Annotated in this window: 19 protein-coding genes; 2 read left to right on the forward strand and 17 right to left on the reverse strand. The window is 68.0% G+C overall.

Annotation, left to right across the window (positions count from 1 at the left end; genetic code table 11):
* Positions 1–16 precede the first annotated feature (16 nt).
* The gene (locus QFZ47_RS21815) at positions 17–922 is read right to left on the reverse strand and encodes a LysR family transcriptional regulator (protein ID WP_307657616.1); all 906 of its coding nucleotides are present in this window, start codon (positions 920–922) and stop codon (positions 17–19) included.
* A 98-nt stretch (positions 923–1,020) separates the two neighbouring features.
* Between QFZ47_RS21815 and QFZ47_RS21820 the strand changes: the two genes are divergently transcribed.
* Positions 1,021–1,776 carry a sulfite exporter TauE/SafE family protein gene (locus QFZ47_RS21820; RefSeq protein ID WP_307657617.1) on the forward strand — a complete coding sequence of 252 codons (756 nt, stop codon included), beginning with the start codon at positions 1,021–1,023 and terminating at the stop codon, positions 1,774–1,776.
* 27 nt (positions 1,777–1,803) lie between these two features.
* Here the strand turns inward: QFZ47_RS21820 and QFZ47_RS21825 are convergent, their stop codons facing one another.
* The 15 genes from QFZ47_RS21825 to nirB form a co-directional block, all read right to left on the reverse strand.
* Positions 1,804–2,118 carry an NUDIX hydrolase gene (locus QFZ47_RS21825; RefSeq protein WP_307657618.1) on the reverse strand — a complete coding sequence of 105 codons (315 nt, stop codon included), beginning with the start codon at positions 2,116–2,118 and terminating at the stop codon, positions 1,804–1,806.
* 154 nt (positions 2,119–2,272) lie between these two features.
* A complete protein-coding gene (locus tag QFZ47_RS21830; protein WP_307657619.1) occupies positions 2,273–2,722 on the reverse strand; it encodes a GatB/YqeY domain-containing protein in 450 nt (149 codons plus the stop codon).
* 112 nt (positions 2,723–2,834) lie between these two features.
* Positions 2,835–3,047 (reverse strand): 30S ribosomal protein S21, encoded by a 213-nt coding sequence (rpsU, locus tag QFZ47_RS21835; protein WP_007833691.1) that lies wholly within the window; start codon positions 3,045–3,047, stop codon positions 2,835–2,837.
* A 110-nt stretch (positions 3,048–3,157) separates the two neighbouring features.
* Positions 3,158–4,399: a BaiN/RdsA family NAD(P)/FAD-dependent oxidoreductase gene (locus QFZ47_RS21840; protein WP_307657620.1), complete on the reverse strand. Its 1,242-nt coding sequence runs from the start codon at positions 4,397–4,399 to the stop codon at positions 3,158–3,160.
* Positions 4,400–4,404: 5 nt separating this feature from the next.
* Entirely contained in the window at positions 4,405–5,190 is a 786-nt protein-coding gene (locus QFZ47_RS21845; RefSeq protein WP_307657621.1) for a YaeF family permuted papain-like enzyme, read from the reverse strand.
* Complete coding sequence (locus QFZ47_RS21850; protein ID WP_307657622.1) at positions 5,190–6,314, reverse strand: sterol desaturase family protein; 1,125 nt, start codon at positions 6,312–6,314, stop codon at positions 5,190–5,192. Before QFZ47_RS21850 ends, QFZ47_RS21845 begins: the two co-directional genes overlap by 1 nt.
* A gap of 107 nt (positions 6,315–6,421) precedes the next feature.
* Entirely contained in the window at positions 6,422–7,312 is an 891-nt protein-coding gene (locus QFZ47_RS21855; RefSeq protein ID WP_307657623.1) for an ABC transporter permease, read from the reverse strand.
* Between the two features lie 321 nt (positions 7,313–7,633).
* Complete coding sequence (locus tag QFZ47_RS21860) at positions 7,634–8,506, reverse strand: ABC transporter permease (RefSeq protein WP_307657624.1); 873 nt, start codon at positions 8,504–8,506, stop codon at positions 7,634–7,636.
* A 115-nt stretch (positions 8,507–8,621) separates the two neighbouring features.
* Complete coding sequence (locus QFZ47_RS21865; protein WP_307657625.1) at positions 8,622–9,890, reverse strand: ABC transporter substrate-binding protein; 1,269 nt, start codon at positions 9,888–9,890, stop codon at positions 8,622–8,624.
* 85 nt (positions 9,891–9,975) lie between these two features.
* Positions 9,976–11,094 carry an ABC transporter ATP-binding protein gene (locus QFZ47_RS21870; RefSeq protein WP_307657626.1) on the reverse strand — a complete coding sequence of 373 codons (1,119 nt, stop codon included), beginning with the start codon at positions 11,092–11,094 and terminating at the stop codon, positions 9,976–9,978.
* A 134-nt stretch (positions 11,095–11,228) separates the two neighbouring features.
* A complete protein-coding gene (gene cobA / locus QFZ47_RS21875; RefSeq protein WP_307657627.1) occupies positions 11,229–12,035 on the reverse strand; it encodes a uroporphyrinogen-III C-methyltransferase in 807 nt (268 codons plus the stop codon).
* A complete protein-coding gene (gene ybiB, locus QFZ47_RS21880; RefSeq protein ID WP_307657628.1) occupies positions 12,032–12,937 on the reverse strand; it encodes a DNA-binding protein YbiB in 906 nt (301 codons plus the stop codon). The genes cobA and ybiB overlap by 4 nt, the downstream gene beginning before the upstream one ends.
* 47 nt (positions 12,938–12,984) lie before the next feature.
* Complete coding sequence (locus QFZ47_RS21885) at positions 12,985–15,780, reverse strand: nitrate reductase (RefSeq protein ID WP_307657629.1); 2,796 nt, start codon at positions 15,778–15,780, stop codon at positions 12,985–12,987.
* A 22-nt stretch (positions 15,781–15,802) separates the two neighbouring features.
* The gene (gene nirD / locus QFZ47_RS21890; RefSeq protein ID WP_307657630.1) at positions 15,803–16,273 is read right to left on the reverse strand and encodes a nitrite reductase small subunit NirD; all 471 of its coding nucleotides are present in this window, start codon (positions 16,271–16,273) and stop codon (positions 15,803–15,805) included.
* 20 nt (positions 16,274–16,293) lie between these two features.
* On the reverse strand, positions 16,294–18,786 hold the full coding sequence (gene nirB / locus QFZ47_RS21895) for a nitrite reductase large subunit NirB (protein WP_307657631.1): 2,493 nt from the start codon (positions 18,784–18,786) through the stop codon (positions 16,294–16,296).
* Positions 18,787–18,864: 78 nt separating this feature from the next.
* Between nirB and QFZ47_RS21900 the strand changes: the two genes are divergently transcribed.
* Positions 18,865–20,565: a bifunctional protein-serine/threonine kinase/phosphatase gene (locus QFZ47_RS21900; protein WP_307657632.1), complete on the forward strand. Its 1,701-nt coding sequence runs from the start codon at positions 18,865–18,867 to the stop codon at positions 20,563–20,565.
* A 17-nt stretch (positions 20,566–20,582) separates the two neighbouring features.
* On the opposite strand, the gene QFZ47_RS21905 is transcribed toward QFZ47_RS21900, so the two are convergent.
* Positions 20,583–21,851, reverse strand: a complete 1,269-nt coding sequence (locus tag QFZ47_RS21905) for an MFS transporter (RefSeq protein WP_307657633.1) — start codon at positions 21,849–21,851, stop codon at positions 20,583–20,585.
* Between the last annotated feature and the right edge of the window lie 35 nt (positions 21,852–21,886).

Here is a 21,886-nt window from a genome sequence, read left to right on the forward strand (position 1 = left end):
GGGAAGGGCGCTGCGGCTACTTCGCCGTCGCCTGTTCCACCGGCGCCACCAGGTGCTCGAGCATGCGCCGCGCATTGAGCGGCAGCTCCTGCGACGAGCGCACGCAGGCCATCAGCGTGCGCTCGGCCCAGGTGTCGCCGAGCGCGGCGCGCGCGATCTTCATCGAGCGGGCGCAGCGCTCGGCCGCCGTCTGCGGCACGATGCCCACGCCGATGCCGTTCTCCACCATGCGGCACACGGCCTCGAAGTTGCCCACGCGCACGCGGTAAGCCAGGTGCTTGCCGAGCGCGCGGGCATGCTGCGTCAGCAGCAGCTGCAGCGCGCTGTCGGCGGGCAGGCCGACGAATTCGCTGTCGATCACCTCGGCCAGCATCACCCGCCGCCGGCCGGCCAGCGCATGGCCGCGCGGCATCACCAGCACCAGGTCGTCGCGGCGGAACGGGTGGCATTCGAGGCCTTCGGTGTCGATGGCGTCCGAGACGATGCCGATGTCGCAGCGGCCGCCGCGCAGCGCGTCGACCGTGTCCGGGCTGGGGCGCTCCTCGAGGTCGACCGAGATGCGCGGATGCTGCATGAGAAAGCGGCTCAGCACCTCGGGCAGGTGCTCGGTCAGCGCCGAGGTGCCGCACATGAACCGCACGTGGCCCTTGAGCCCCTGGCCGTATTCGCCGAGCTCGCCGCGCAGGCGCTCCATCTGCTGCAGCACGACGCGCGCATGGTGCAGCAGCGTGCGGCCGGCCTCGGTGGGGCGCACGCCCTGCGCGTGGCGCGTGAGCAGCGGGCTGCCGAGGGCGTCTTCCATGCCGCGCACGCGCTGGCTGGCCGAGGCGAGCGTCATGTGCGAGCGCGCCGCACCGGCCGTGAGGCTGCCGGCCTCGACCACATGGAGAAAAAGCCGCAGGTCGGTGAGATCGAATCGCATGGTCCGCAAGGTAGCACGCGAGCCTCAGCCTGTGCCTGAGGCCGGCTGCGCAAATGCCGCATTTTCAGGCGCGGCCCCCGTCGGCAGACTTCGCGCCGATGACGATCCCGAACGAACTGGCAGGCCACCGGGCGGCTGCTGCCCTGGTGTTTCTCTTGGCTGGCGTGGTCAAGGGCGTGATCGGGCTCGGGCTGCCGACGGTGTCGATGGCGCTGCTCGCGCTCTGGATGCCGCCGGTGCGCGCGGCGGCGCTGCTGATCGCGCCGTCGCTGGTCACCAACCTGTGGCAGACCGGGCCGCGCGCGAGCTTCTGGCAGGTGCTGCGCCGCATCGGCGGCATGCAGGCGGGCATCGTGGCGGGCACCCTGGGCGGCGCGCTGTGGCTCGGCGTGCCGGCCGGCACCTGGGCTTCGATCGCGCTGGGGCTGGCGCTGGTGGCGTATGCGCTCTGGGGGCTCACCGGCCGGCAACTGCATGTGCCCGCGGCACACGAGCGCTGGCTCGGGCCGGTGGTGGGCGCAGCCACCGGATTGGTGACGGCGGTGACCGGGGTGTTCGTGGTGCCGGCCGTGCCCTATCTGCAGGCCCTGGGCTTCCAGCGCGACGCGCTGATCCAGGCGATGGGAATCTCGTTCACCACCTCGACCGTGGTGCTGGCCATCGGGCTCGCGGGCAACGGCGGCTATCCGATGGCGGCGGTGGGAGGATCGCTCGCCATGCTGGTGCCGGCCCTCGGCGGCATGGCGATCGGCACATGGTTGCGCAAACGGTTGCCGGTGGCGGTGTTCAGGCACTGCTTCCTGGCCGGGCTGGCGCTGCTGGGACTCTACATGGTGGCTCGCGCGTTGGCATGAGCCCTCCCTGCCTGCGGCAGGGCTTCATCAGGCCGCGAGCAGGGCGATGCGAACGCGCTCGATGGCCTGCCGATAGGGCAGGGCGAAGTTATCGATGCCGTCGCCGGCCGCCAGCCAGCTGAACGAGAACACCAGGCCGTCTTCCTCGGGGCTGCCCATGGCCACGTGGTCGAAGGTTTCGGGCAGCGGGCCATCGGCGCGCATCAGGAACAGATGCCACAGCTGCGGATGGCGCAGCGTATTGCCTTCGATGCCGGCTTCGCAATCGCGCTGCAGGGTGCCGAGCGATTGCAGTTCGCCCACGTGGTCGATGCCCGATTCCTCCAGCAGCTCGCGGCGCACCCCGCCTCGGGCGACTCGCCGGGCTCGATGGTGCCCTTGGGCAGCTGCATGTTCCCGTCGCCGGGATGGCGGAACACCAGCAGCCGGCCCCTCGCGTCGACCAGGCAGGCGCAGGCCTTCAGGATCGCGGTGGCGCAGCCGCTGCTGTCGCTCATCAGGCGTTCGCGAGGGCGGCCTTGACCGCGGCGCTTACCTGGCCCATGTCGGCCTTGCCCGCGAGGCGGGTCTTGACCGCGCCCATCACCTTGCCCATGTCGCCGGGGCCCTTGGCGCCCAGTTCGGCCACGATGGCCTTCACTTCGGCGGCCACTTCGTCGGCGCTCATGCGCTGCGGCAGGTAGACCTCGAGCACCTTGATCTCGGCCGATTCCTTGTCGGCCAGGTCGATGCGGCCGCCGGTCGTGAACGCGGCGATCGAGTCCTTGCGCTGCTTGACCATCTTGTCGACGATGGCAACAACCATGGCGTCGTCGAGCTCCACGCGCTCGTCCACTTCCTTCTGCTTCAGTGCGGCCAGCAGCAGGCGGATGGTGCCCAGGCGCTCCGAGTCCTTGGCGCGCATCGCGGTCTTCATGTCTTCGGTGATCTGTTCTTTGAGAGTCATTCGGCACAACCTTTCGGAAAAAACAAAAGCCGCGGCAGGTTTCCCTGGCGCGGCTGGGGCAACGGAGCGCTGGCGGTGACTTTCGTCGATGGCCGCCAGGCCCGGGTGTTGCTTAGTACAGCTTCTTGGGCAGCTGCATGCTGCGCACGCGCTTGTAGTGGCGCTTGACGGCGGCGGCCTTCTTGCGCTTGCGCTCGGCGGTCGGCTTTTCGTAGAACTCGCGGGCACGCAGGTCGGTCAGCAGGCCGAGCTTTTCGATGGTGCGCTTGAAGCGGCGCAGGGCGACGTCGAAAGGCTCGTTTTCTTTAACGCGGATGGTGGTCATTGATGAATCGTTGAACTGAAGTTGGCTCGGGGAGATCGAGGCCCCAAGCCGGGGTTCCTCAACTGAAAAATTTTTGCGGCCGTTGAGGGAAGGCCAAAGTTAGCCCGCGATTATAGCGCGGTTGCGCACGCATGCGCGCTGGCCCAGGCCCATTGGAAGTTGTATCCGCCCAGCCAACCCGTCACGTCGACCACTTCGCCGATGAAATACAGGCCCGGCTGCTTCGATTCCATGGTCTGGGAGGACAGATCGCGGGTGTCGACGCCGCCGGCGGTGACTTCGGCCTTTTTATAGCCCTCGGTGCCGCTGGGGGTGATCTGCCAGCGGGCAATGCGCTCCGCCAACGCCGCCAGGGCCTTGTCGGCCGCCTCGTTGACGGGGCGCTGCAGGGCCGGATCCTGCCCGACCCAGGCATCCGCCAGCCGGGAGGGCACCAGCGCGGCCAACTCGTTGGCGATGTGCTTTTTGGAGCGCAGCTTGGCTTCGCCCAGGGCTTGCGCCACCTCCACGCCGGGTGCGAAATCGAGCGTGAGCGGGCTGCCGGGCTTCCAGTAGCTCGAAATCTGCAGCACGGCCGGGCCCGAAAGGCCGCGGTGGGTGAACAGCAGGTCTTCGAGAAAGGCGGTCTTTTCCTTTTTGGCCCCGGTCTCGATGCGCACCGGCAGCGCCAGCCCGGCCAGTTCGGCATACGGCGCCCAGGCTTCGCCGCCGAAGGTCAGCGGCACCAGGGCCGGACGCGGCGCGACCACGCGCAGGCCGAACTGCTCGGCCAGGCGGTAGCCGAAATCGCTGGCGCCGATCTGCGGAATCGACAGACCGCCGGTGGCGACCACCAGCCTGGGCGTTTCGATGGGGCCCTTGGTGCTATCGATCTGGTAGCGACCCGCGCCGGTTGCATCGGCTCCAGAGGCCGAAAACACGATCTTTCCGAGCTTGCACGGCTGCCAGCGCGTGACGCTGCCCGCGTCGCACTCCGCCAGCAGCATGTCGATGATCTGCTGCGAGGAGCCGTCGCAGAACAGCTGCCCCTTGTGCTTCTCGTGGAAGGCGATGCCGTGCTTCTGCACCAGCTCGATGAACTGCTGCGGCGCATAGCGCGACAGCGCCGAGCGGCAGAAATTCGGGTTGTCGCCGATGAAATGGCGCTGCGGGGCGCGCACGTCGAGGTCGCGGTTGGTGAAATTGGCGCGGCCGCCGCCCGAGATGCGGATCTTCTCGCCGATCTTTTCGCTGTGATCGACCAGCAGCACCTTGAGTCCGCGCTGGCCGGCCAGTGCGGCACAGAACAGGCCCGCGGCACCGGCGCCGACCACGACGGCGTCGAAATAATGAACCGAAGAAGAATTGCTCAAGGCGGTCAGGGGCCGTCCGCGGCAAGCAGCGGCGGCGGGTTGTATTTGAGATGCCCCACATAGCGCAGCGGCTGCGTGGCGGCAATCGAGGGCACGTCGCCCTCGCGCATGTGCAGCAGGTCGGCCGGGCTCACCCAGCGCGGATCGGCGTCGGTGATCGGCAGGCCGGCCCGCCGGTAGGCCTCGAGCACGAACTGCGAGCAGAAGAATTGGTCGTCGCGGCTCGCACCCAGCTGCACCATCGCCATGCCGCTGATGCAGTAGTGGCTGACGGCGGAGGGAACGAGCGGCAGCTCGCACAGGCGCCGGTTCAGCACGAAAGGCGCATTCAGCAGCACGCCGGTGGTGTTGTAGCGGATGCCCACCTGCGAGTTGGCCCAGGTGCGGAGCTTTTCTACACCTGCAGCATCGAGCCCGGGCACGCGAAAGGCCACGACCATCTGTTCTTCGTCCACCACGTCGGCCAGCGGCCGGGCGCGCACGCCGCTGCCTACCGCCTCGGCGATCAGGCCGTCGCCCAGATACAGCACGGCGTGGCTCACGGGCGAGAAGGTGCCCAGCCGGATGCCGAAGGAATTGACCGTGGCGATGGAGGTCAGCAGGATGTCGCCGGGCTGCAGCGCGTCGGCGGCAATGAGCTCGCCGCCGTTGCCGGGCGCGATGACCGAGCTCTGCACGCGCAGGCGCAGGCCCGCGTCTTTCGATGGCAGGTCGACGCGCGTGGCGCAGGCCGACAGCAGCAGCAATGCGGCAGCACCGAACGCCGCTGCGCGGAGATGGCGCCTCGTCATCATCCTTTCCAGACGAATGGAAACTTCAACTGCTTGAAGAAGCCGTTGGGCACGTAGTCGCCGAGCACGCCGTACTTCTCGGGCCAGAGTTTGGTGCTCTTCACCGCGGTGCCGAAGAGATAGTCGAGAAAGGCGTAGTGCGCCGAATAGTTCTTGTCGAGCGCCTCCACGTCCTGGCTGTGGTGCCAGTGGTGGAAGTTGGGCGTGACGATGATGTAGCGCAGCGGCCCGAGCCGCACGCTCACGTTGCAGTGGTTGAACACCGCCTGGAAACCCACCACCACGATGTACGCATCGATCACTTCCTTGGAGAAGCCCAGCACGTAGATGGGCGCCAGCACCAGCGTGCGCGTGATCAGCAGCTCGAGGATGTGCTGGCGCGAGCCGGCCATCCAGTCCATGCTCTTCACGCTGTGGTGCACCGCGTGCAGGCGCCACAGCACCGGCACCTCGTGGTAGGCGCGGTGGGTCCAGTACTGCACCAGGTCGGCCACCAGGACGATCAGCAGCAGCCCGGCCCAGAACGGCAGGTTGCCCACCCAGCCGCGGATGCCGTCGTTGGCGGCCCAGCCGAAGAACTTGTGCACCATCAGGTTGGTGGCCAGCAGCACGAAGCCCACGATCATGTGGTTGACCACGAAATGGTGGAAGTCGGTCTGCCATTCCTCGCGGAACACCGGCTGGTCCTTGCGCAGCGCGAACAGCTTCTCGATGAAGATGAAGATCAGCGAGGAGCCCAGCAGGTCCAGGATGAACCAGTCCAGGCCGATGTAGGGCGTGTTGTCGGCAAAGTCGTTCACCGGCACCTTGTGCCCGCCCAGCAGCGCGGCTGCGGCCACCAGCAGGAAGGCGGCCGAAGAGAGCCAGCGCGACCGGTTGAAGATGATGTTCACCAGCGCCAGCCCGCCCGAGACGACCATGGCCGCCAGCAGGATGAAGCGCATCACGTCGACGTTGTAGCTCTTGCGCAGCTCGGGCGTGGTGAGGTACTGCGGAAAGTGGAAGGCCAGCACGCCGAGGAAGCACAGGATGCCCAGGCTCAGGGCAATGGTTCCGGTGACGAGGCCGCGGCCGCGCTGCAGCTGGCCGTGGCTGCCCGTGAAGTCGTTCAGTTTGTCGAGCATGTCCGCCTCTCTCTCTCGCTTGCGCTTTTGTTGGAGCGCGATTTTAGGCGGCCGCAGGAAAACGCCCGCATCGACCAAAAGTCCTAGGCGTGCCGCCAGCTTTGGTGTCAGCGCGGCCGCATGGCGCGCCGGCGCAGCAGCGCGGCCGTGCCCAGCGCCATGGCCATGACCAGCAGCGAAACAACGGTGGTCACCGTGCCCAGCGCATAGATGGAAGGCGTCGTGACGGTCGAGGTCAGGCCCTGCAGTTCGAGCGGCAGCGTGTTGACGTCACCGATGGCTTGCGAGGTGCGGGCGATCTCGTCCCACGACAGGGTGAAGCCGAACATGCCGATGCCCACGATCGACGGGCCGATCAGCGGCAGCACCACGAAGCGGAAGGCCTGCCAAGGCGTGGCGCCGAGGTCGCGCGCGGCTTCCTCGTAGGCCGGGTTGAAGCGATTGAACACCGCGAACATGATGAGCAGGCCGAACGGCAGGGTCCAGGTCAGGTGCGCGCCGAGCGCGGAACTGAACAGGCCGAGCGCGGTGCCGTAGCCTTCGAGCAGCGCAGTGGCGTCGACTGCCGTCAGCACGCTCTTGATGCCGGTGTCGAGCAGCCGGAACTGCAGGCCGATGCCGAGCGAAATGATGATCGACGGCATGATGAGGCTCGCCACGGTCACGAAGAACAGGGCGTTGCTGCCCTTGAGCTTCTTGCGGAACGCGAGGCCGGCCAGCACCGACAGCACCACGGTGAAGCCCATCACCACCGCGCCCAGCGCCAGCGAGCGCCTGAACGCCGCGCCGATGTCGACGGTGCCCAGGCCCTCGGCCAGCTTGTGGAACCAGTGCAGCGAGACGCCGCGCAGCGGAAAGGTCAATCCGCCCTCCGGGCCCTGGAAGCTCAGGATGAAGATCGTGATCATCGGGCCATAGAGGAACAGCACGAACAGGGCGAATACCGTGGCCAGGGGCCAGAAGCCGGGGCTGCGTTGTTCGCCGATGCGTTGGCTCATTTGTCTTCTTCCTTCAGGGCGTGTGCACAGGACACCGGGTACTCTCCTCCGCGAATGTCCCCCGGCCTGCGGCCTCCTCCTTGATTTCGCTGCGGGGAGCACCCGATGCCCTGTGCACCAGGGCACGCTCTTGGTGTACAGCTGATCAACGACCGCTCTGTCCAACGCTCCCGTCGATGGGGTGCCTTGCGCAGCGAAATCAAGGGGGAGGCCGCAGGCCGGAGGACATTCGCGGAGCAAGGTACCCCGTCGGCGGGAGCGCGCCCTGAACAACTGCGCCCAAACACAACGCGACGACAAACAGAAAAACAAGGTCCCATCTCAGAGCTCCTTGCGAATATCGACCAGCTGCGTGAGACCCCAGATGATCATCAGCACCACCGCCAGCAGGATCATCGCGTTGGCCGCGGCCAGCGGAAATTGCAGGTACGAGGTCTGCACCTGGATGATCTTGCCGATCGATGCGATCTGCTGGCCGCCCATCACGCCGATGGTGACGAAGTCGCCCATCACGATGGTGATGACGAAGATCGAGCCGATCAGAATGCCGGTGCGCGACAGCGGCACCACCACGTTCCAGAGCGTCTGCCAGCCCGAGGCGCCCGCGTCGCTGGCGGCTTCGAGCAGCGAGCGGTCGATGCGCATCATGCTGTTGAAGATCGGCACGATCATGAACATCGTGTAGAGGTGCACGAAGGCGAGCACCACTGAGAAATTGGAGAACAGCAGCCACTCGACCGGCTGGTCGACGGCGCCCAGGCCCATCAGCGCCTGGTTGACCAGCCCGTTGCGGCCCAGGAGCGGCACCCACGAGATCATGCGGATCACGTTGGAGGTCCAGAAGGGCACCGTGCACAGCACGAACAGCGCCGTCTGCATGCCCGGCGAGCGCACGTGAAACGCCAGAAAGTAGGCCACCGAAAAACCGACCAGCAGCGTGATGCCCCACACCAGCAGGCAGAACTTGAAGGTGCTCAGGTAGGTGTTGAGCGTGACGCACAGGTCGCCGTTGTCGGTGAGCTGCGAGCAGCCCTCGAACAGGCTCTGGTAGTTGCGCAGCGTGACCGCCGGGATCAGCTCGTACTCGTTGAAGTTCCACAGGCTGACCATTGCGACCAGCGCCAGCGGAACCAAAAAGAACAACAGGAACACCAGCGCGAACGGCGCTGCCTGCCACCAAGCCTTGACCGTCAAAGCTCGCCCCCAGTCTTCGCGCACTTCGTGTCGCTACGCCAACCCCCTACCGGGGGCAACACCAGCGGCCCGGCAAAGCCGGTTCCGCGGTGTTTCACGAAAGGGGCTCGCATGTTCAAGCTGCGACGAACTCGTTCCATTTCTTCACCATGTACTCGTTCTCGTCCATCACCGCGTTCCAGCAGGCGATGCCGCCCATGCGCTGCTCGTAGCTGCCGCCGTCGCGCACCGCGCCGGCCTTGGCCAGCAGGTCGCCGTTCGGGCTCTTGATGTCCTGCGAGGCGGGCTTGCCTTCCATCCAGTAGGCCCATTCGTAGGCTTCCATCTTGGCCTTGGCGGTGTCGAGCACTGCGCTGTAGTAGCCCTGGCGGTTCAGGTAGGCGCCGGCCCAGCCGTCGAGGAACCAGTTGATGAATTCGTAGGCGCCGTCGAGCTTCTTGCCCGACAGCGTGGCCGGCAGGCCGAAGCCGGCGGCCCAGGCGCGGTAGCCTTCCTTCAGGGGCTGGAAGTTGCAGGCGATGCCCTTGGTGCGCACGGCCGTCACGGCCGGCGACCACATCGACTGGATCACCACTTCGCCCGAGGCCATCAGGTTGACCGACTCGTTGAAGTCCTTCCACAGCGCGCGGAACTGGCCGGCCTTCTTGGCCTCGATCAGGGTCTTGATCGTGAGGTCGATCTCGGCCTTGGTCATGTTGCCCTTGTCGGCGTACTTGTGGATGCCCTTGGCCTCCACCACCATCGCGGCGTCCATGATGCCGATCGACGGAATGTTCAGGATCGCCGCCTTGCCCTTGAACTCGGGGTTCAGCAGTTCGGCCCACGAGCCGATGGGCCGCTTGATCAGGTCGGGGCGGATGCCCAGCGTGTCGGCGTTGTAGACCGTCGGAATGAGCGACATGAACTGTGTCGGCGTGGTCGCGAACTTCTTGCTCTTCTCGCCCTCGAGATAGATCACCTTCTTGGGCGCGGTGCCCTGGTCGCCCACCGCCTTGCCGGCGACTTCGCCCTTGGTGAAGAGCGTGGTGATCTTGTCGGCGTTCTTGATCTTCCGGGTGTCGATGCCCTTGAGGTTGCCGGTGGGCACGATCTTCTTGAGCGAGAAGAACTCGGTGTCGATCAGGTCGAAGCTGTTGGGCGCGGTGACGGCGCGCTTGGTCACGTCGTCGGTGGTCACGGCCACGTACTGGATCTCGATGCCGGTGTCGGCCTTGAACTTCTCGGCGATGGCCTTGTCCTGGTTCACCGCGGTGCCCAGGTAGCGCAGCACGATCTTTTCCTGCGCATGCACGAAGGGCGCGATGCCCGTGGCCAGGATGCCGGCGGTGCCTTGCAGCAGGGTGCGACGCTGGAGGCCGGCGGACGAGTCGATGGGGTCGGTCATGGAAGAGTCTCCGTGGAAAAAGGCAGGGAAAGGAACGTGGAAAAAAACAAACGGAAATGCAGGCAGTGCATGAACGGCCGCGCGCTCACAGCGGCATGCTCGCGAGTGCGGCCAGGTCGTCGCGCGCGAGGCGGCTGCTGCCGTTGTCGACCGGTGCCGGCGCCCGCTCGGCGGGCGGCTTCGCGCCGGGGCCGAGCGCGCGCGCATCGGCCTCGGCCCAGGACAGGCGCACCGCATCGCCCGGCGCATGGGGGCTCGCCAGAAAGGCGGCCTCGCCCAGCAGCACCGAGACGCTGCCGCGGCCGGGCGCGGCGTCCTGCAGCACAAGGCCGAGCAGCACATAGGTGCCCTGGTACTCGACGTCGGTGACCGTGGCGGCCAGGCCGCCGCTCGCATCGCCACGGGCGATCTTCATGTGGTCGTTGCGCACGGCGACGGGGCCGGCGGGCGTGTCGAACACGTTGTGGCCGCCCATGAAGCGCGCCACGAACTCGCTCGCCGGATGGTTGTAGACCTGGTGCGGCGAGCCGACCTGCTCGATCACGCCGTGGTTCATGACCACCATGGTGTCGGCCAGTGCCATCGCTTCTTCCTGCGAGTGCGTGACGTGCACGAAGGTCAGCCCCAGCTCCTTCTGCCAGCGTCGCAGCTCGGCGCGCATCTGGATGCGCAGGAACGGGTCGAGCGCCGACAGCGGCTCGTCGAGCAGCAGCACGCGCGGCTCGGTGATGAGTGCGCGCGCCAGCGCCACGCGCTGCTGCTGGCCGCCGGAGAGCTCGCCGGGCTTGCGCGCGGCCAGGTGGCCCATCGCCACGCGCTCCAGCAGGTCGCGGGCGCGCTTCTGGCGCTCGGCCTTTCCGATTCCCTTCATCTTGAGGCTGAAGGCCACGTTGTCCGTCGCCGACAGGTGCGGGAACAGCGCGAAGCTCTGGAACATCATCGCGGTGCCGCGCGCGGCCGCGGGCAGGTTCGTGATGTTGCGGTTGTCCAGCAGGATGTCGCCGCTGGTGACCGACTCGTGGCCCGCGATCATGCGCAGCGTGGTGCTCTTGCCGCAGCCCGAGGGGCCCAGCAGGCAGCAATAGCTGCCGCTCGCGATGCGCAGGTCGATCTGGTCGACGGCGGCGGGCGTGCCCGCGGCGTAGCGCTTGCTGAGCGCAACGACTTCGATGGCGGCGGGCGGGGGCGCGATGGCGGCGGTCATCGACGGGCGCCGGGCGCGGGAAATGATCGGAAGACGGGCATGCTGGCGTTAAGCACGCTCCATGCCACGTTGGTGGCCAAGGTTGCAAGGCCTCGGGTGGCGATGCCCGGCGGCCTTCGCCGAGTCTTGGAAGCCTAGGTGCCGAAGAGGTTCGCGTCCGCCGGCAGCGCCGCTGCGGCGAGTCCGCGCAGTACGTCGCCCACCACGATCACCGCGGGGCTCGCGATGCCGGCTTCGGCAATGCCGGCCTGGAGCTTGTCGAGCGTGGTCGCGAGCTGGCGCTGCTGCGGAAGGCTTGCATGCTGCACCACGGCCACCGGCGTGTCGCCGGGCAGGCCGTGCAGCAGCTCGCGTTCGATGTGGCCCGCGCCCGCCACGCCCATGTAGATCACGAGCGTGAGCCGCGCGCTGTGCGCGGTGGCGGCCAGGGCGCGCCAGTCGGTCGGGTCTTCGGCCGCGCCGGCGCCGGTCTTGGCATGGCCGGTGACGAACACCACGCCCTGCGCGTGGTCGCGGTGGGTGAGCGGCACGCCCAGCGAGGTGACGGCCGCAAGCCCGGCGGTGATGCCGTTGACCACCGTGCATTCGATGCCGGCTTCGCGCAGGTGCTCGACCTCTTCGCCGCCGCGGCCGAAGATGAAGGGGTCGCCGCCCTTGAGCCGGACCACGGTTTCGCCTTCATGCACCGCGGTGATCATGAGCCGTTCGATGAAAGCCTGGGGCGTGCTCTTGCAGCCGCCGCGCTTGCCCACGTGCACGATGCGCGCACCGGGCCGCGCATAAGAGGCCAGGATGCTCTCGCTCACGAGGTCGTCCACCAGCAGCACGGTCGCGGCCTGAATCGCCTTGACGGCCTTGATGGTGAGCAGTTCGGGGTCGCCGGGGCCGGCGCCCACCAGCGTGCAGCTTCCGGCGGCGGATGGAGAAGTGGCTTTGGTCATGCGTGGGATGCCAGTTGCGTGATGTGCCTCACCTGCGTGGCGATGGCTTCAGGCACGGGAAGCTCGCCATCCAATACGCGCCGCGTGTACTCGGCCGTGGTCGCGACGTCGATTTCTTTCGGCAGGCCCGGCACCTCGCTCGCCGTGCCGCTTTCCTGGGCCTGCAACTCGCTGCGCACGCCGCGCACGAAGCCGTCGATCTGTGCGGTGCGGCGCGGGTCGGACACCACTTCGCCCTCGAGGCCGCGCGAGAGCAGGGCGGTCATGCCCATGAGCTCGAAGGTTTCGCCCATGGTGCGCGCGTATTCCGGATGCGTGTAGCTAGCCACGATCACGCAGGGGCCGGTGGTCGGCTGCATCAGCTTGACCACGCTGTGGCCGGGGTTGCGCAGGCCCACCACGCGGCGCACGTCGAGCAGCCGCTTGAGCGCGGGGTTGAGCAGCTCGGTCGGCGCAAAGCCCACCTCGCCGGACGGGATTTTTCGGATGGCCGACAGCGCCGGCACGTCGAGCGCTTCCAGCACGTTCGATGCGAGCACGCGCGATGTTTCAGTGGCGCTGCCGTGCACCAGCACCGGCAGGCCTTCGCGGGCCAGCAGCAGCGCCAGTAGCGGCGTGAGCACCGGCAGCTTGCGCGCGCCGTTGTAGCTCGGCAGCACGACGAGCGGGCGGTCGGCGGCGGGCAGGAGGTTGAGCCTGGCGTGCGTGGCATCGAGAAAACCCGCCATCTCCTCGGGCGTTTCGCCCTTGATGCGCATGGCAAGGCAAAAGCCGCCGATCTCCAGGTCGGTGACAGTGCCGTCCAGCACCTGGCCGAACAGGTCTGTGGCCTGCTCGCGCGTGAGCGGCTTGGCGCCTCGCGCGCCGCGGCCGATTTCCTTGATGTATTGGCTGATTCCCATGGGTGCGCCGATTGTCCCGCAATGCTTATGCCGGAATGCAAGTCGGCTTATGCACCCTCCGCCACGGTCTCGGCGGGCGTCGCGCGCACCATGCGCTTGAGCTCGGGCAGGCAGGAGCCGCAGTTGGTGCCGCATTTCAGCGCGCCCTGCAGCGCAGCCAGGCGCTCGTCCGGCGTGCCGGTGCAGCGGCCCAGTTCGGCCTGGATCGCCAGGTCGGTCACGTTGAAGCAGGTGCAGACCGGATGTCCGCGCGACTGCACCGCCACCGGCGCGCGCGCGCCGGGCGACAGCAGCAGCCGGCCGTAGATCTGCGCCGGGATTTCCTCGCGCAGCAGGGTGCCGATCCAGGCTTCGGCGCTGGTATCGCCGCCCAGCAGAAAGGCTTCGAGGCCGGCGTTGCCGTCGGCGCGCCGCACCAGCCGCGCCACGCGGCGCTGGCCGCGCCGGCGGTCGATGTAGCGCAGGGCATCGCTGCCGCGCAGGCCGAGCAGGCCTTCGATGCGATCGATGGTTTCGTCGTCCGGCGCGTCATGCGCGGCGGCGCGGAACAGGATGCCGCTGCGTTCCTCGCCCGGCGTGTTGCCCGAGAACGGCACGCAGGTGGCAAACGGAAACATCGCCATCATCGGCTTGAGCGCCTGGTGCGCGGCCAGCGCGGCATCGGGCGGCAGCCAGGCCATCGCCAGAAGCGCCCACGGCAGCTCGGCCTTGAGAATCTTGACCGGCGTGTGCTTGAGTTCGGGCTGCTTCGAGCTGGGGCAGTAGGCCGGGGAGGTCAACGCGTTGATGCCGGCCAGGGGCGTGCCGGTCGAGGAGCAGCCGCTCAGGTATTCCTCGCCCCAGTGCATGGCGACGAAAGCCTGGCTCAGGCCGATCTCGGCGCTCGCCTGCGCGGGCAGCAGGATGGAGCCGCGCTTGGAAGTGAGGTGCACCAGGTCGCCGTCCTTCAGCAGGCGGCGCGCCATGTCCTGCGCGTTCATCTGCACCACCGGCTCGGCCACGTGGCCGAACAGCCGGCCGACCGTGCCGGTGCGGCTCATGCCATGCCACTGGTCGCGCAGGCGGCCGGTGTTGAGCGAGAACGGATAGCGCGCCTCGCGCGCCTCGGCCACTGGCTTGTAGACCGTGTCGACGAAGCGTGCGCGGCCGTCCGGTGTGGGGAAGATGCCGTCTTCGTAGAGACGCACGCGGCCGGTGGCCTCGCCTTCCTTCAGCGGCCATTGCTGCGGGCCCGCGGTGTCGAGCATCGCGTAGCTCATGCCGGTGATGTCGAGGTCGCGCCCGCGCGTGGATTCGCGGTGCTCGTTCCACACCCGTTCGGCGGAGTCGTACGGAAACAGCGTGTCGGCGCGGCCGAGCCGCTGTTCGAGCCGGCGCGCGAAGTCGACCGCGATCGACCAGTCGTGCCGCGCCTCGCCGGGCGCCGGCACGGCAGGCCGCACGCGCGAGATGCGGCGCTCGCTGTTGGTCACGGTGCCTTCCTTCTCGCCCCAGGTGGTGGCGGGCAGCAGCAGGTCGGCGAAGGCGCAGGTGGCGGTGGTCGAAAAGGCTTCCTGCACCACCACGAATTCGGCGCGCTCGAGGGCGCGGCGCACGGTGGCCTGGTCGGGCATCGACTGGGCCGGGTTGGTGCACGCGATCCACAGCGCGCGGATCTCGCCGTCGGCCGCGGCCTGGAACATCTCGACTGCGGTCTTGCCGGGCTTTTCGGGTACCGAGGGCACGTTCCATAGCGCCGCCACTTCGGCCCGGTGCGCGGGATTGGCCAGGTCGCGGTGCGCGCTCAGCAGATTGGCCAGGCCGCCCACTTCGCGCCCGCCCATCGCATTGGGCTGGCCCGTGAGCGAGAACGGGCCGGCGCCGGGCTTGCCGATCTGGCCGGTCGCAAGGTGCAGGTTGATCAGCGCCGCATTCTTCGCGGTGCCGCTGGACGACTGGTTGAGGCCCTGGCAATAGAGGCTCAGCGTGGCGGGCGAGGTGGCGAACAGGCGCGCCGCGGCGAGCAGGTCGTCCTTCGAGATGCCGCAGATCTGCGCCACCTTGTCGGGCGTGCATTCGCGCACCGTGGTCTTCAGCGCATCGAAGCCGCTGGTGTGGGCCGCGATGTAGCCGTTGTCGGTCCAGCCTTCCCACAGCATCAGGTGCAGCATGCCGTTGAACAGCATGACGTCGGTGCCGGGCTGGATCGGCAGGAACAGGTCGGCAATTTCGACCGTGTCGGTGCGGCGCGGATCGGCCACGATGATCTTCAGATCGGGGTTCGCGGCCTTCGCGTCCTCGATGCGGCGAAACAGGATCGGGTGCGCCCAGGCCGCGTTGCTACCGACGATGAAGAGGCAGCTGGCGTGCTTCAGGTCGTCATAGCAGGCCGGCGGCGCGTCGGCGCCCAGCGTCTGCTTGTAGCCGGCCACCGCGCTGCTCATGCACAGGCGGGAGTTGGTGTCGATGTTGTTGGTGCCGATCAACCCCTTGGCGAGCTTGTTGAAGACGTAGTAGTCCTCGGTGAGCAGCTGGCCCGAGACGTAGAAGCCCACGGCATCGGGGCCATGGTCGCGGATGACCTGGGCGAACTTGTCGGTCGCCATGTCGAGCGCGCCGTTCCAGCCGATGGCTTCGGGCGCGGCGCCGCGCTCGGCGCGCCGCATCGGTTGCAGCAGCCGCGTCTGGCGCGTGACCGTGGCCGTCGCCGTGAGATGCAGCGTCGAGCCCTTGGTGCACAGGCGCCCGAAGTTGGCGGGATGATCGGGGTCGCCGCGCACGCCGGTGATCTGCGCGCCATCGGATTCGATGATCACACCGCAGCCCACGCCGCAGTAGGGGCAGGTGGAGCGAGTTTCTTCCATGGGGGGTGCCTTGGTTTCGCGCCTAGCTGCTGTGCGGCGCCTGCACGTCGAAGGTCTCGTCGCCCAGCTTGCCGGCCGTTGCGGCGCCGGGGCCGGCGCGCGGCGGCGCCAGATCGAGCGCATGCGTTTTCAGTTCGAGCACGCTCATCATGACCTGGCCATCTTCGACCTTCACCGCAAACCGCGGCGTGCACCCCTCGTCGGGCGACTTCGCACACCCGTCATCGAGCCCGATGGCCCAGTTGTGCAGCGGGCAGGCCACGCTGGTGCCGAACACGATGCCCTGGCTCAAGGGCCCGCCCTTGTGCGGGCAGCGGTCCAGCAGTGCAAAGACCTGGTCCTCGGCATTGCGGAACACCGCCACGTTCACGCCCACCGGGCGCGCCACGCGGCGGGCGCCCAGCACCGGGATGTCCTCGACGCGGCAGATCACCTTCCATTCGCTGCTGGTGCCGTGGTTGCTGGTGTCGTGATTGTTGTTGTCGTTGCTCATGGCTTGTTGCTCCTTGTCCTTCACGCGGCCTGCGTGGCCTTGTCCGCCACGTCGTCCACCACCGCCACCGGCGTGAACTGCCGCACATCCACCTGCGCCTGGCTCGATTCGAACCACGGATCGGGCTCGCCATCGAGGGCGAACTGCAGCCGCTCCCACAGCGCCTTGCGGCCTTCCGCGTCCTCCAGGATCTTCTTCTTCACATAATCCAGCCCCACCCGCCCGATGTAGTGCACCGTGCGCTCCAGGTACCAGCCTTCCTCGCGGTACAGCTGCAGGAAGGCGCCGGTGAACTCCATCACCTCGGCGGCCGTCTTCACCTTCACCAGGAACTGCGCCACCTCGGTCTTGATGCCGCCGTTGCCGCCCACGTACAGCTCCCAGCCCGAGTCGACCCCGATCACGCCCACGTCCTTGATCCCGGCCTCGGCGCAGTTGCGCGGGCACCCCGAGACCGCCAGCTTGACCTTGTGCGGCGAGTACATCGCCCACAGCGCCCGCTCCAGGTCCTTGCCCATCTGGGTGGAGTCCTGCGTGCCGAAGCGGCACCATTCGCTGCCCACGCAGGTCTTGACCGTGCGCAGGCTCTTGGCGTAGGCAAAGCCCGAGGGCATGCCGATGTCCTTCCAGACGCCTTCCAGGTCCTCCTTCTTCACCCCCAGGAGGTCGATGCGCTGGCCGCCCGTGACCTTGACGGTCGGGATCTGGTACTTGTCGGCCGCGTCCGCGATGCGCCGCAGCTCGTCGGGCGTGGTGTGGCCGCCCCACATGCGCGGAATGACGGAATAGGTGCCGTCCTTCTGGATGTTGGCGTGGCTGCGCTCGTTGATGAAGCGGCTCTGCGGATCGTCCTTGGCCTCCTTGGGCCAGGTGCTGATCAGGTAGTAGTTGACCGCCGGGCGGCAGGTGGCGCAGCCGTTGGGCGTGCGCCAGCCCAGGTTGCGGTAGACCTCGTCGTGCGTGAGGTAGTGCTCGCGCCGGATCGCGTCGCGCACGTCCTGGTGGTTGGCGTCGGTGCAGCCGCACACGGCCTTCTTCTTGGGCGTGGCCGAGTAGTCGCCGCCGGCGGTGAACATCAGGATCTGCTCCACCAGCCCGGTGCACGAGCCGCAGCTGGCGCTGGCCTTGGTGTGCTTCTTGACCTCGTCCAGCGTGAACAGGCCCTTGTCCTTGATGGCCTTGCAGATGGTGCCCTTGGTCACGCCGTTGCAGCCGCACACCTCGGCCTCGTCGGGCATGCTGGCGGCCTTGCTGTGGCCCTCGTGGCCGGTGTCGCCGATGTTGGATTCGCCGAACATCAGCTTGTCGCGGATGTCGCCCACGCTGCGCCCGTCGCGCAAGAGCTTGAAGTACCAGCTGCCGTCCACCGTGTCGCCGTACAGGCAGGCGCCCACCAGCTTGTCGTCCTTGATGACCAGTTTCTTGTAGACCCCGCCGAAGGGGTCGCTCATGACGATCTCCTCGGTGCCCTCGCCGCCCATGAACTCACCGGCGCTGAACAGGTCGATGCCCGTGACCTTGAGCTTGGTGGAGGTGAGCGACCCGAGGTAGCGCCCGATGCCGAACTGGGCCAGGTGGTTGGCCGCGACCTTGGCCTGCTCGAACAGGGGGGCGACCAGCCCGTAGGCGATGCCGCGGTGGGCCGCGCATTCGCCCACCGAGTAGATGCGCGCATCGGTCACGGTCTGCAGGGTGTCGGTGACGACGATGCCGCGCTGGCAGTGCAGGCGCATCTTCTCGGCCAGCTCGGTGTTGGGGCGGATGCCGACAGCCATGACGACCAGGTCGGCGGGCACTTCGGTGCCGTCCTTGAAGCGGATGGCCTTGACGCGGCCATCCTTTCCCTCATTGCTGTCGCCGACCAGTTCCTGGGTCTGGGCGCCGATCAGGAACTTCAGGCCCCGGTCTTCGAGCGACTTCTGCAAGAGCTTGCCGGCCACGTCGTCGAGCTGGCGCTCCATCAGCCAGGGCATGACATGCACCACGGTGACGCTCATGCCGCGCAGCATCAGGCCGTTGGCCGCCTCCAGCCCGAGCAGGCCGCCGCCGATGACGACCGCGCTCTTGTGGGTCTTGGCGGTCTCGATCATGTAGTCGGTGTCGGCGATGTCGCGGTAGGCGATGACGCCCTTCAGGTCCTTGCCGGGCACGGGCAGCATGAAGGGGTTGGAGCCGGTGCACATCAGGAGGCGGTCGTAGGGGGCTTCGGTGACGCCACCTTGCGAATCCTCGGCGCGCACGATGCGCTTGACGCGGTCGACCTCGACCACCTTCTTGCCGGCGTGCAGGGTGATGTGGTTGTCGGCGTACCACGCCCAGCTGTTGAGCACGATCTCCTCCACGGTCTGCTCGCCCGCGAGCACGGGCGACAGGAGGATGCGGTTGTAGTTGGGGTGCGGCTCGGCACCGAAGACGGTGATGTCGTACAGGTCCGGGGCGAGCTTCAGGAGCTCCTCGAGCGTGCGCACGCCGGCCATGCCGTTGCCGACCATCACGAGTTTGAGTTTCTTCATGGGGTGGGGCCTTTCAACGAATCAAGCAATGGGAAGCGCACGGTGCTGCGCGTGGAAAAGCACGTGGAGAATGGCGCCATGAGCTTTGAAGTGGACATCGGCTACAGCAGCCAGCGCGGACCGCGCGACGTGAACGAAGACTTTGCCGGCGCCGTGAACGCACCGCCGGGCGACGAGTCGCGCGGACTCATCGCGGCCATTGCCGATGGCGTGTCCACGGGCGGCCGCGGCCTGGAGGCGGCGCAGACCACCGTGATGGGCCTCTTGGCCGACTACTTCGCGACGCCCGACACCTGGGAGCCGACCGCCGCGCTCGACCGCCTGGTTGCCGCGCAGAACGCCTGGCTGGCCGACCACAACCGCCGGCGCCAGGGCAGCGCCACCGCACTCACCACGCTGACGGCGCTGGTGCTCCACGGCCAGAGCTACACGCTCGCGCATGTGGGCGACACGCGCGCCTGGCGCGTGCGCGCCGGCGGCGAGCCGGCCACGCCGCTGACCCAGGACCACGCCTTCGAGCATCCCGACATGCGCAGCCGCTTGACGCGCGCCATCGGCCTGGACGACCAGGTGCGCGTCGACTACGCGCAGGGCGACGTGCGCGTGGGCGACTGCTTCGTGCTCACCACCGACGGCGTGCACGGCGTGCTCAAGCCGCAGCGCCTGGCCGCGCTCGCCTTGCAGGGCAGTGCCGAGGAAGCGAGCGAGGCGCTGGTGCAGGCGGCGCTCGATGCCGGCACGCGCGACAACGCGACCGCGCTGGTCATTCGCGTCGTCGGCCTCGACGTGCGGCAGCTCGACGACGAACTCGGCGACGGCCGCCGCCTGGCGCCGCCGCCCTTGCTGAAGGTGGGCGACGCGCTCGACGGCTATGTCGTCACCGGGCTGGTGGCCGACACCGGCGTGCATCTGCTCTACCAGGCGCGCAATGCGGCCACGCGCGAACTGGTGGCGCTCAAGACGTTGCATCCCTCGCGCGCCAGTGATCCGCAGGAGCGCGCAATGCTCGCGCACGAAGCCTGGCTGGGGCAGCGCGTGGGCAATGGCGGATTCGTGCGCGTGCACGAACGCGCCGAGAACGCCAGCGCGCTCTACATCGTGTTCGACTGGCACGGCGGGCGCACGCTGGAACAGATGCGCAAGGCTGGCGCGCGGGGCGCGGTGGCCGAGGTGGTTTCCGCGTCCATCGAGGTAACCAAGGCCCTGGGCCGGCTGCACCGCCACGGCGTGGTGCATCGCGACATCAAGCCCGGCAACCTGCACCTGGGCGACGACGGGCGCTGGCGCATCCTCGACCTGGGCGTGGCGCTGTCGGGCCGCGAAGGCGCGGCCCAGCGGGAGCTGCATGCCGGCACGCCCAGCTACATCAACCCCGAGCAGTGGGAGGGCGCCGAAGCCGACACCGCGAGCGACCTGTTCGCGCTCGGCGTCACGCTGTACCAGTGGCTCGGCGGCCATCTGCCCTACGGCGAGATCGAGCCCTACCAGGTGGCGCGCTACCGGCGCGATCCGGCCGCGCTCTCGCGGCTGCGGCCCGACGTGCCCGTGTGGCTCGACCACCTGGTGCGCAAGGCCGTCGCGCGCGATCCGCGGGAGCGCTTCGAAACCGCCGAGGAAATGCTGCTCGCCCTGGAGCGCGGCGCTTCCCGCCCCGTAAGCGCGCCCGCCGCCACGCCGCTGATCCGCCGCGATCCGGCCGCGCTCTACAAGATCGCGCTGGCCGTGTCGCTGCTGTTCAACGCACTGCTCGTGGTGTGGCTGCTGTTCTTGCCACGTTGAGGGCGGGCGGAGGAAGGTCATGGCCGCGCCGTCTTCCTCGCAGGGGGCACGTACTTGGCTTCGGCAGCGTCGGGCGAGGTGCGCGCGCGGCCACCTTTCTCGGCCCAGGTGCGGGTCCAGCGGATCTGCATCACGCGCATGACGCCCAGCATCACCAGCGACAGCGCGCCGAAGAACACAAAGCCCCAGACGTAGCTGCCCAGGTACTGCTTCGACAGGCCCATGGCATTGGGCACCAGGCCGCCGCCGAGCGCGCCGATCTCGCCGATCATCGAACCGGCCACCGCGGTGCTCGTGGGCCAGCGCAGCGGCACCAACTGGAACAGCGCGCCGTTGCCTGCGCCCAGCGCGGCAAAGCATGCGATCAGGAGCAGCGTGGTGAGCGCGAGCGATGACGACGAGACACCCACCAGCACCAGGCCCACGGCCACCACCAGCAGCACCACGGTCAGCGTGTTGACGCCGCCCCAGCGGTCGGAGATCCAGCCGCCGACGATGCGCACCGCGGCGCCCATGAAGGCGGCCAGCATCGTGAGCTGTCCGGCCTGCACCTTGCTCACGCCGAACTGGTCGTAGTAGTAGGAGGGCAGGAAGGTGATGAGCCCGATGAAGCCGCCGAAGGTCACGCCGTAGATCAGGCTGAACACCCAGCCGTCCTTCTCGAACAGGCAGGCGATGTGTGCGCGGAAGCTCGCATGGCTGTCGACGTCGGGCGGCTCCTTGGCGAACACGATCATCACGATCATCGGCACCAGGATCGCGCCGGCCGCCACGCCGTACACCGCCTGCCAGCCGAGCCACTGCGCGAGCGGCGGCGCCACCAGCACCGACACCGCCGTGCCCACGTTGCCCGCGCCCACCAGGCCCATCGCGAGGCCCTTGTGCTGCGGCGGGAACCAGCCCGAGCCCAGCGACAGCGCCACGCCGAAGCTCGCGCCCGCAATGCCCAGCAGCACGCCCATGGCGAGCAGCTCGTTGAAGCTCTTCACGAAGAAGAAGCCGAACAGCATCGCCACCGCGATCAGGCCCATCTCGACCAGCGTCGCGTTCTTGCGGCCGATGTACTGCGACAGGATGCCCAGCGGAAAGCGCATCAGCGCGCCCGCGATGATCGGCACCGACAGCATCAGGCCCTTCTGCGCGGGGGAGAGGTCGAAGGTCTCGCCAATGAAGGGTGCCATGGCGCCGTTGAGCACCCAGATGCAGCACGAAAACGTGAAGTACAGAAAGGCCGAAAACAGCGTCGGCGCGTGGCCGGAATGCAGAAAGGTCTTGAAGCTGGACATGGCGTTCAATCGTGCGAAATGCCGCGGCGCGGCCT

It is taken from the genome of Variovorax paradoxus, from assembly GCF_030815975.1.
GTDB lineage: Bacteria > Pseudomonadota > Gammaproteobacteria > Burkholderiales > Burkholderiaceae_C > Variovorax > Variovorax paradoxus_N.

Coding starts and splice junctions, on each gene's coding strand:
- QFZ47_RS21905 (WP_307657633.1), bottom strand. CDS start 21,851: ATGTCCAGCTTCAAGACCTTTCTGCATTCCGGCCACGCGCCGACGCTG.
- ybiB (WP_307657628.1), bottom strand. CDS start 12,937: ATGGGAATCAGCCAATACATCAAGGAAATCGGCCGCGGCGCGCGAGGC.
- QFZ47_RS21885 (WP_307657629.1), bottom strand. CDS start 15,780: ATGGAAGAAACTCGCTCCACCTGCCCCTACTGCGGCGTGGGCTGCGGT.
- QFZ47_RS21870 (WP_307657626.1), bottom strand. CDS start 11,094: ATGACCGCCGCCATCGCGCCCCCGCCCGCCGCCATCGAAGTCGTTGCG.
- rpsU (WP_007833691.1), bottom strand. CDS start 3,047: ATGACCACCATCCGCGTTAAAGAAAACGAGCCTTTCGACGTCGCCCTG.
- nirD (WP_307657630.1), bottom strand. CDS start 16,273: ATGAGCAACGACAACAACAATCACGACACCAGCAACCACGGCACCAGC.
- nirB (WP_307657631.1), bottom strand. CDS start 18,786: ATGAAGAAACTCAAACTCGTGATGGTCGGCAACGGCATGGCCGGCGTG.
- QFZ47_RS21830 (WP_307657619.1), bottom strand. CDS start 2,722: ATGACTCTCAAAGAACAGATCACCGAAGACATGAAGACCGCGATGCGC.
- QFZ47_RS21815 (WP_307657616.1), bottom strand. CDS start 922: ATGCGATTCGATCTCACCGACCTGCGGCTTTTTCTCCATGTGGTCGAG.
- QFZ47_RS21900 (WP_307657632.1), top strand. CDS start 18,865: ATGAGCTTTGAAGTGGACATCGGCTACAGCAGCCAGCGCGGACCGCGC.
- QFZ47_RS21865 (WP_307657625.1), bottom strand. CDS start 9,890: ATGACCGACCCCATCGACTCGTCCGCCGGCCTCCAGCGTCGCACCCTG.
- QFZ47_RS21850 (WP_307657622.1), bottom strand. CDS start 6,314: ATGCTCGACAAACTGAACGACTTCACGGGCAGCCACGGCCAGCTGCAG.
- QFZ47_RS21820 (WP_307657617.1), top strand. CDS start 1,021: ATGACGATCCCGAACGAACTGGCAGGCCACCGGGCGGCTGCTGCCCTG.
- cobA (WP_307657627.1), bottom strand. CDS start 12,035: ATGACCAAAGCCACTTCTCCATCCGCCGCCGGAAGCTGCACGCTGGTG.
- QFZ47_RS21845 (WP_307657621.1), bottom strand. CDS start 5,190: ATGACGAGGCGCCATCTCCGCGCAGCGGCGTTCGGTGCTGCCGCATTG.
- QFZ47_RS21855 (WP_307657623.1), bottom strand. CDS start 7,312: ATGAGCCAACGCATCGGCGAACAACGCAGCCCCGGCTTCTGGCCCCTG.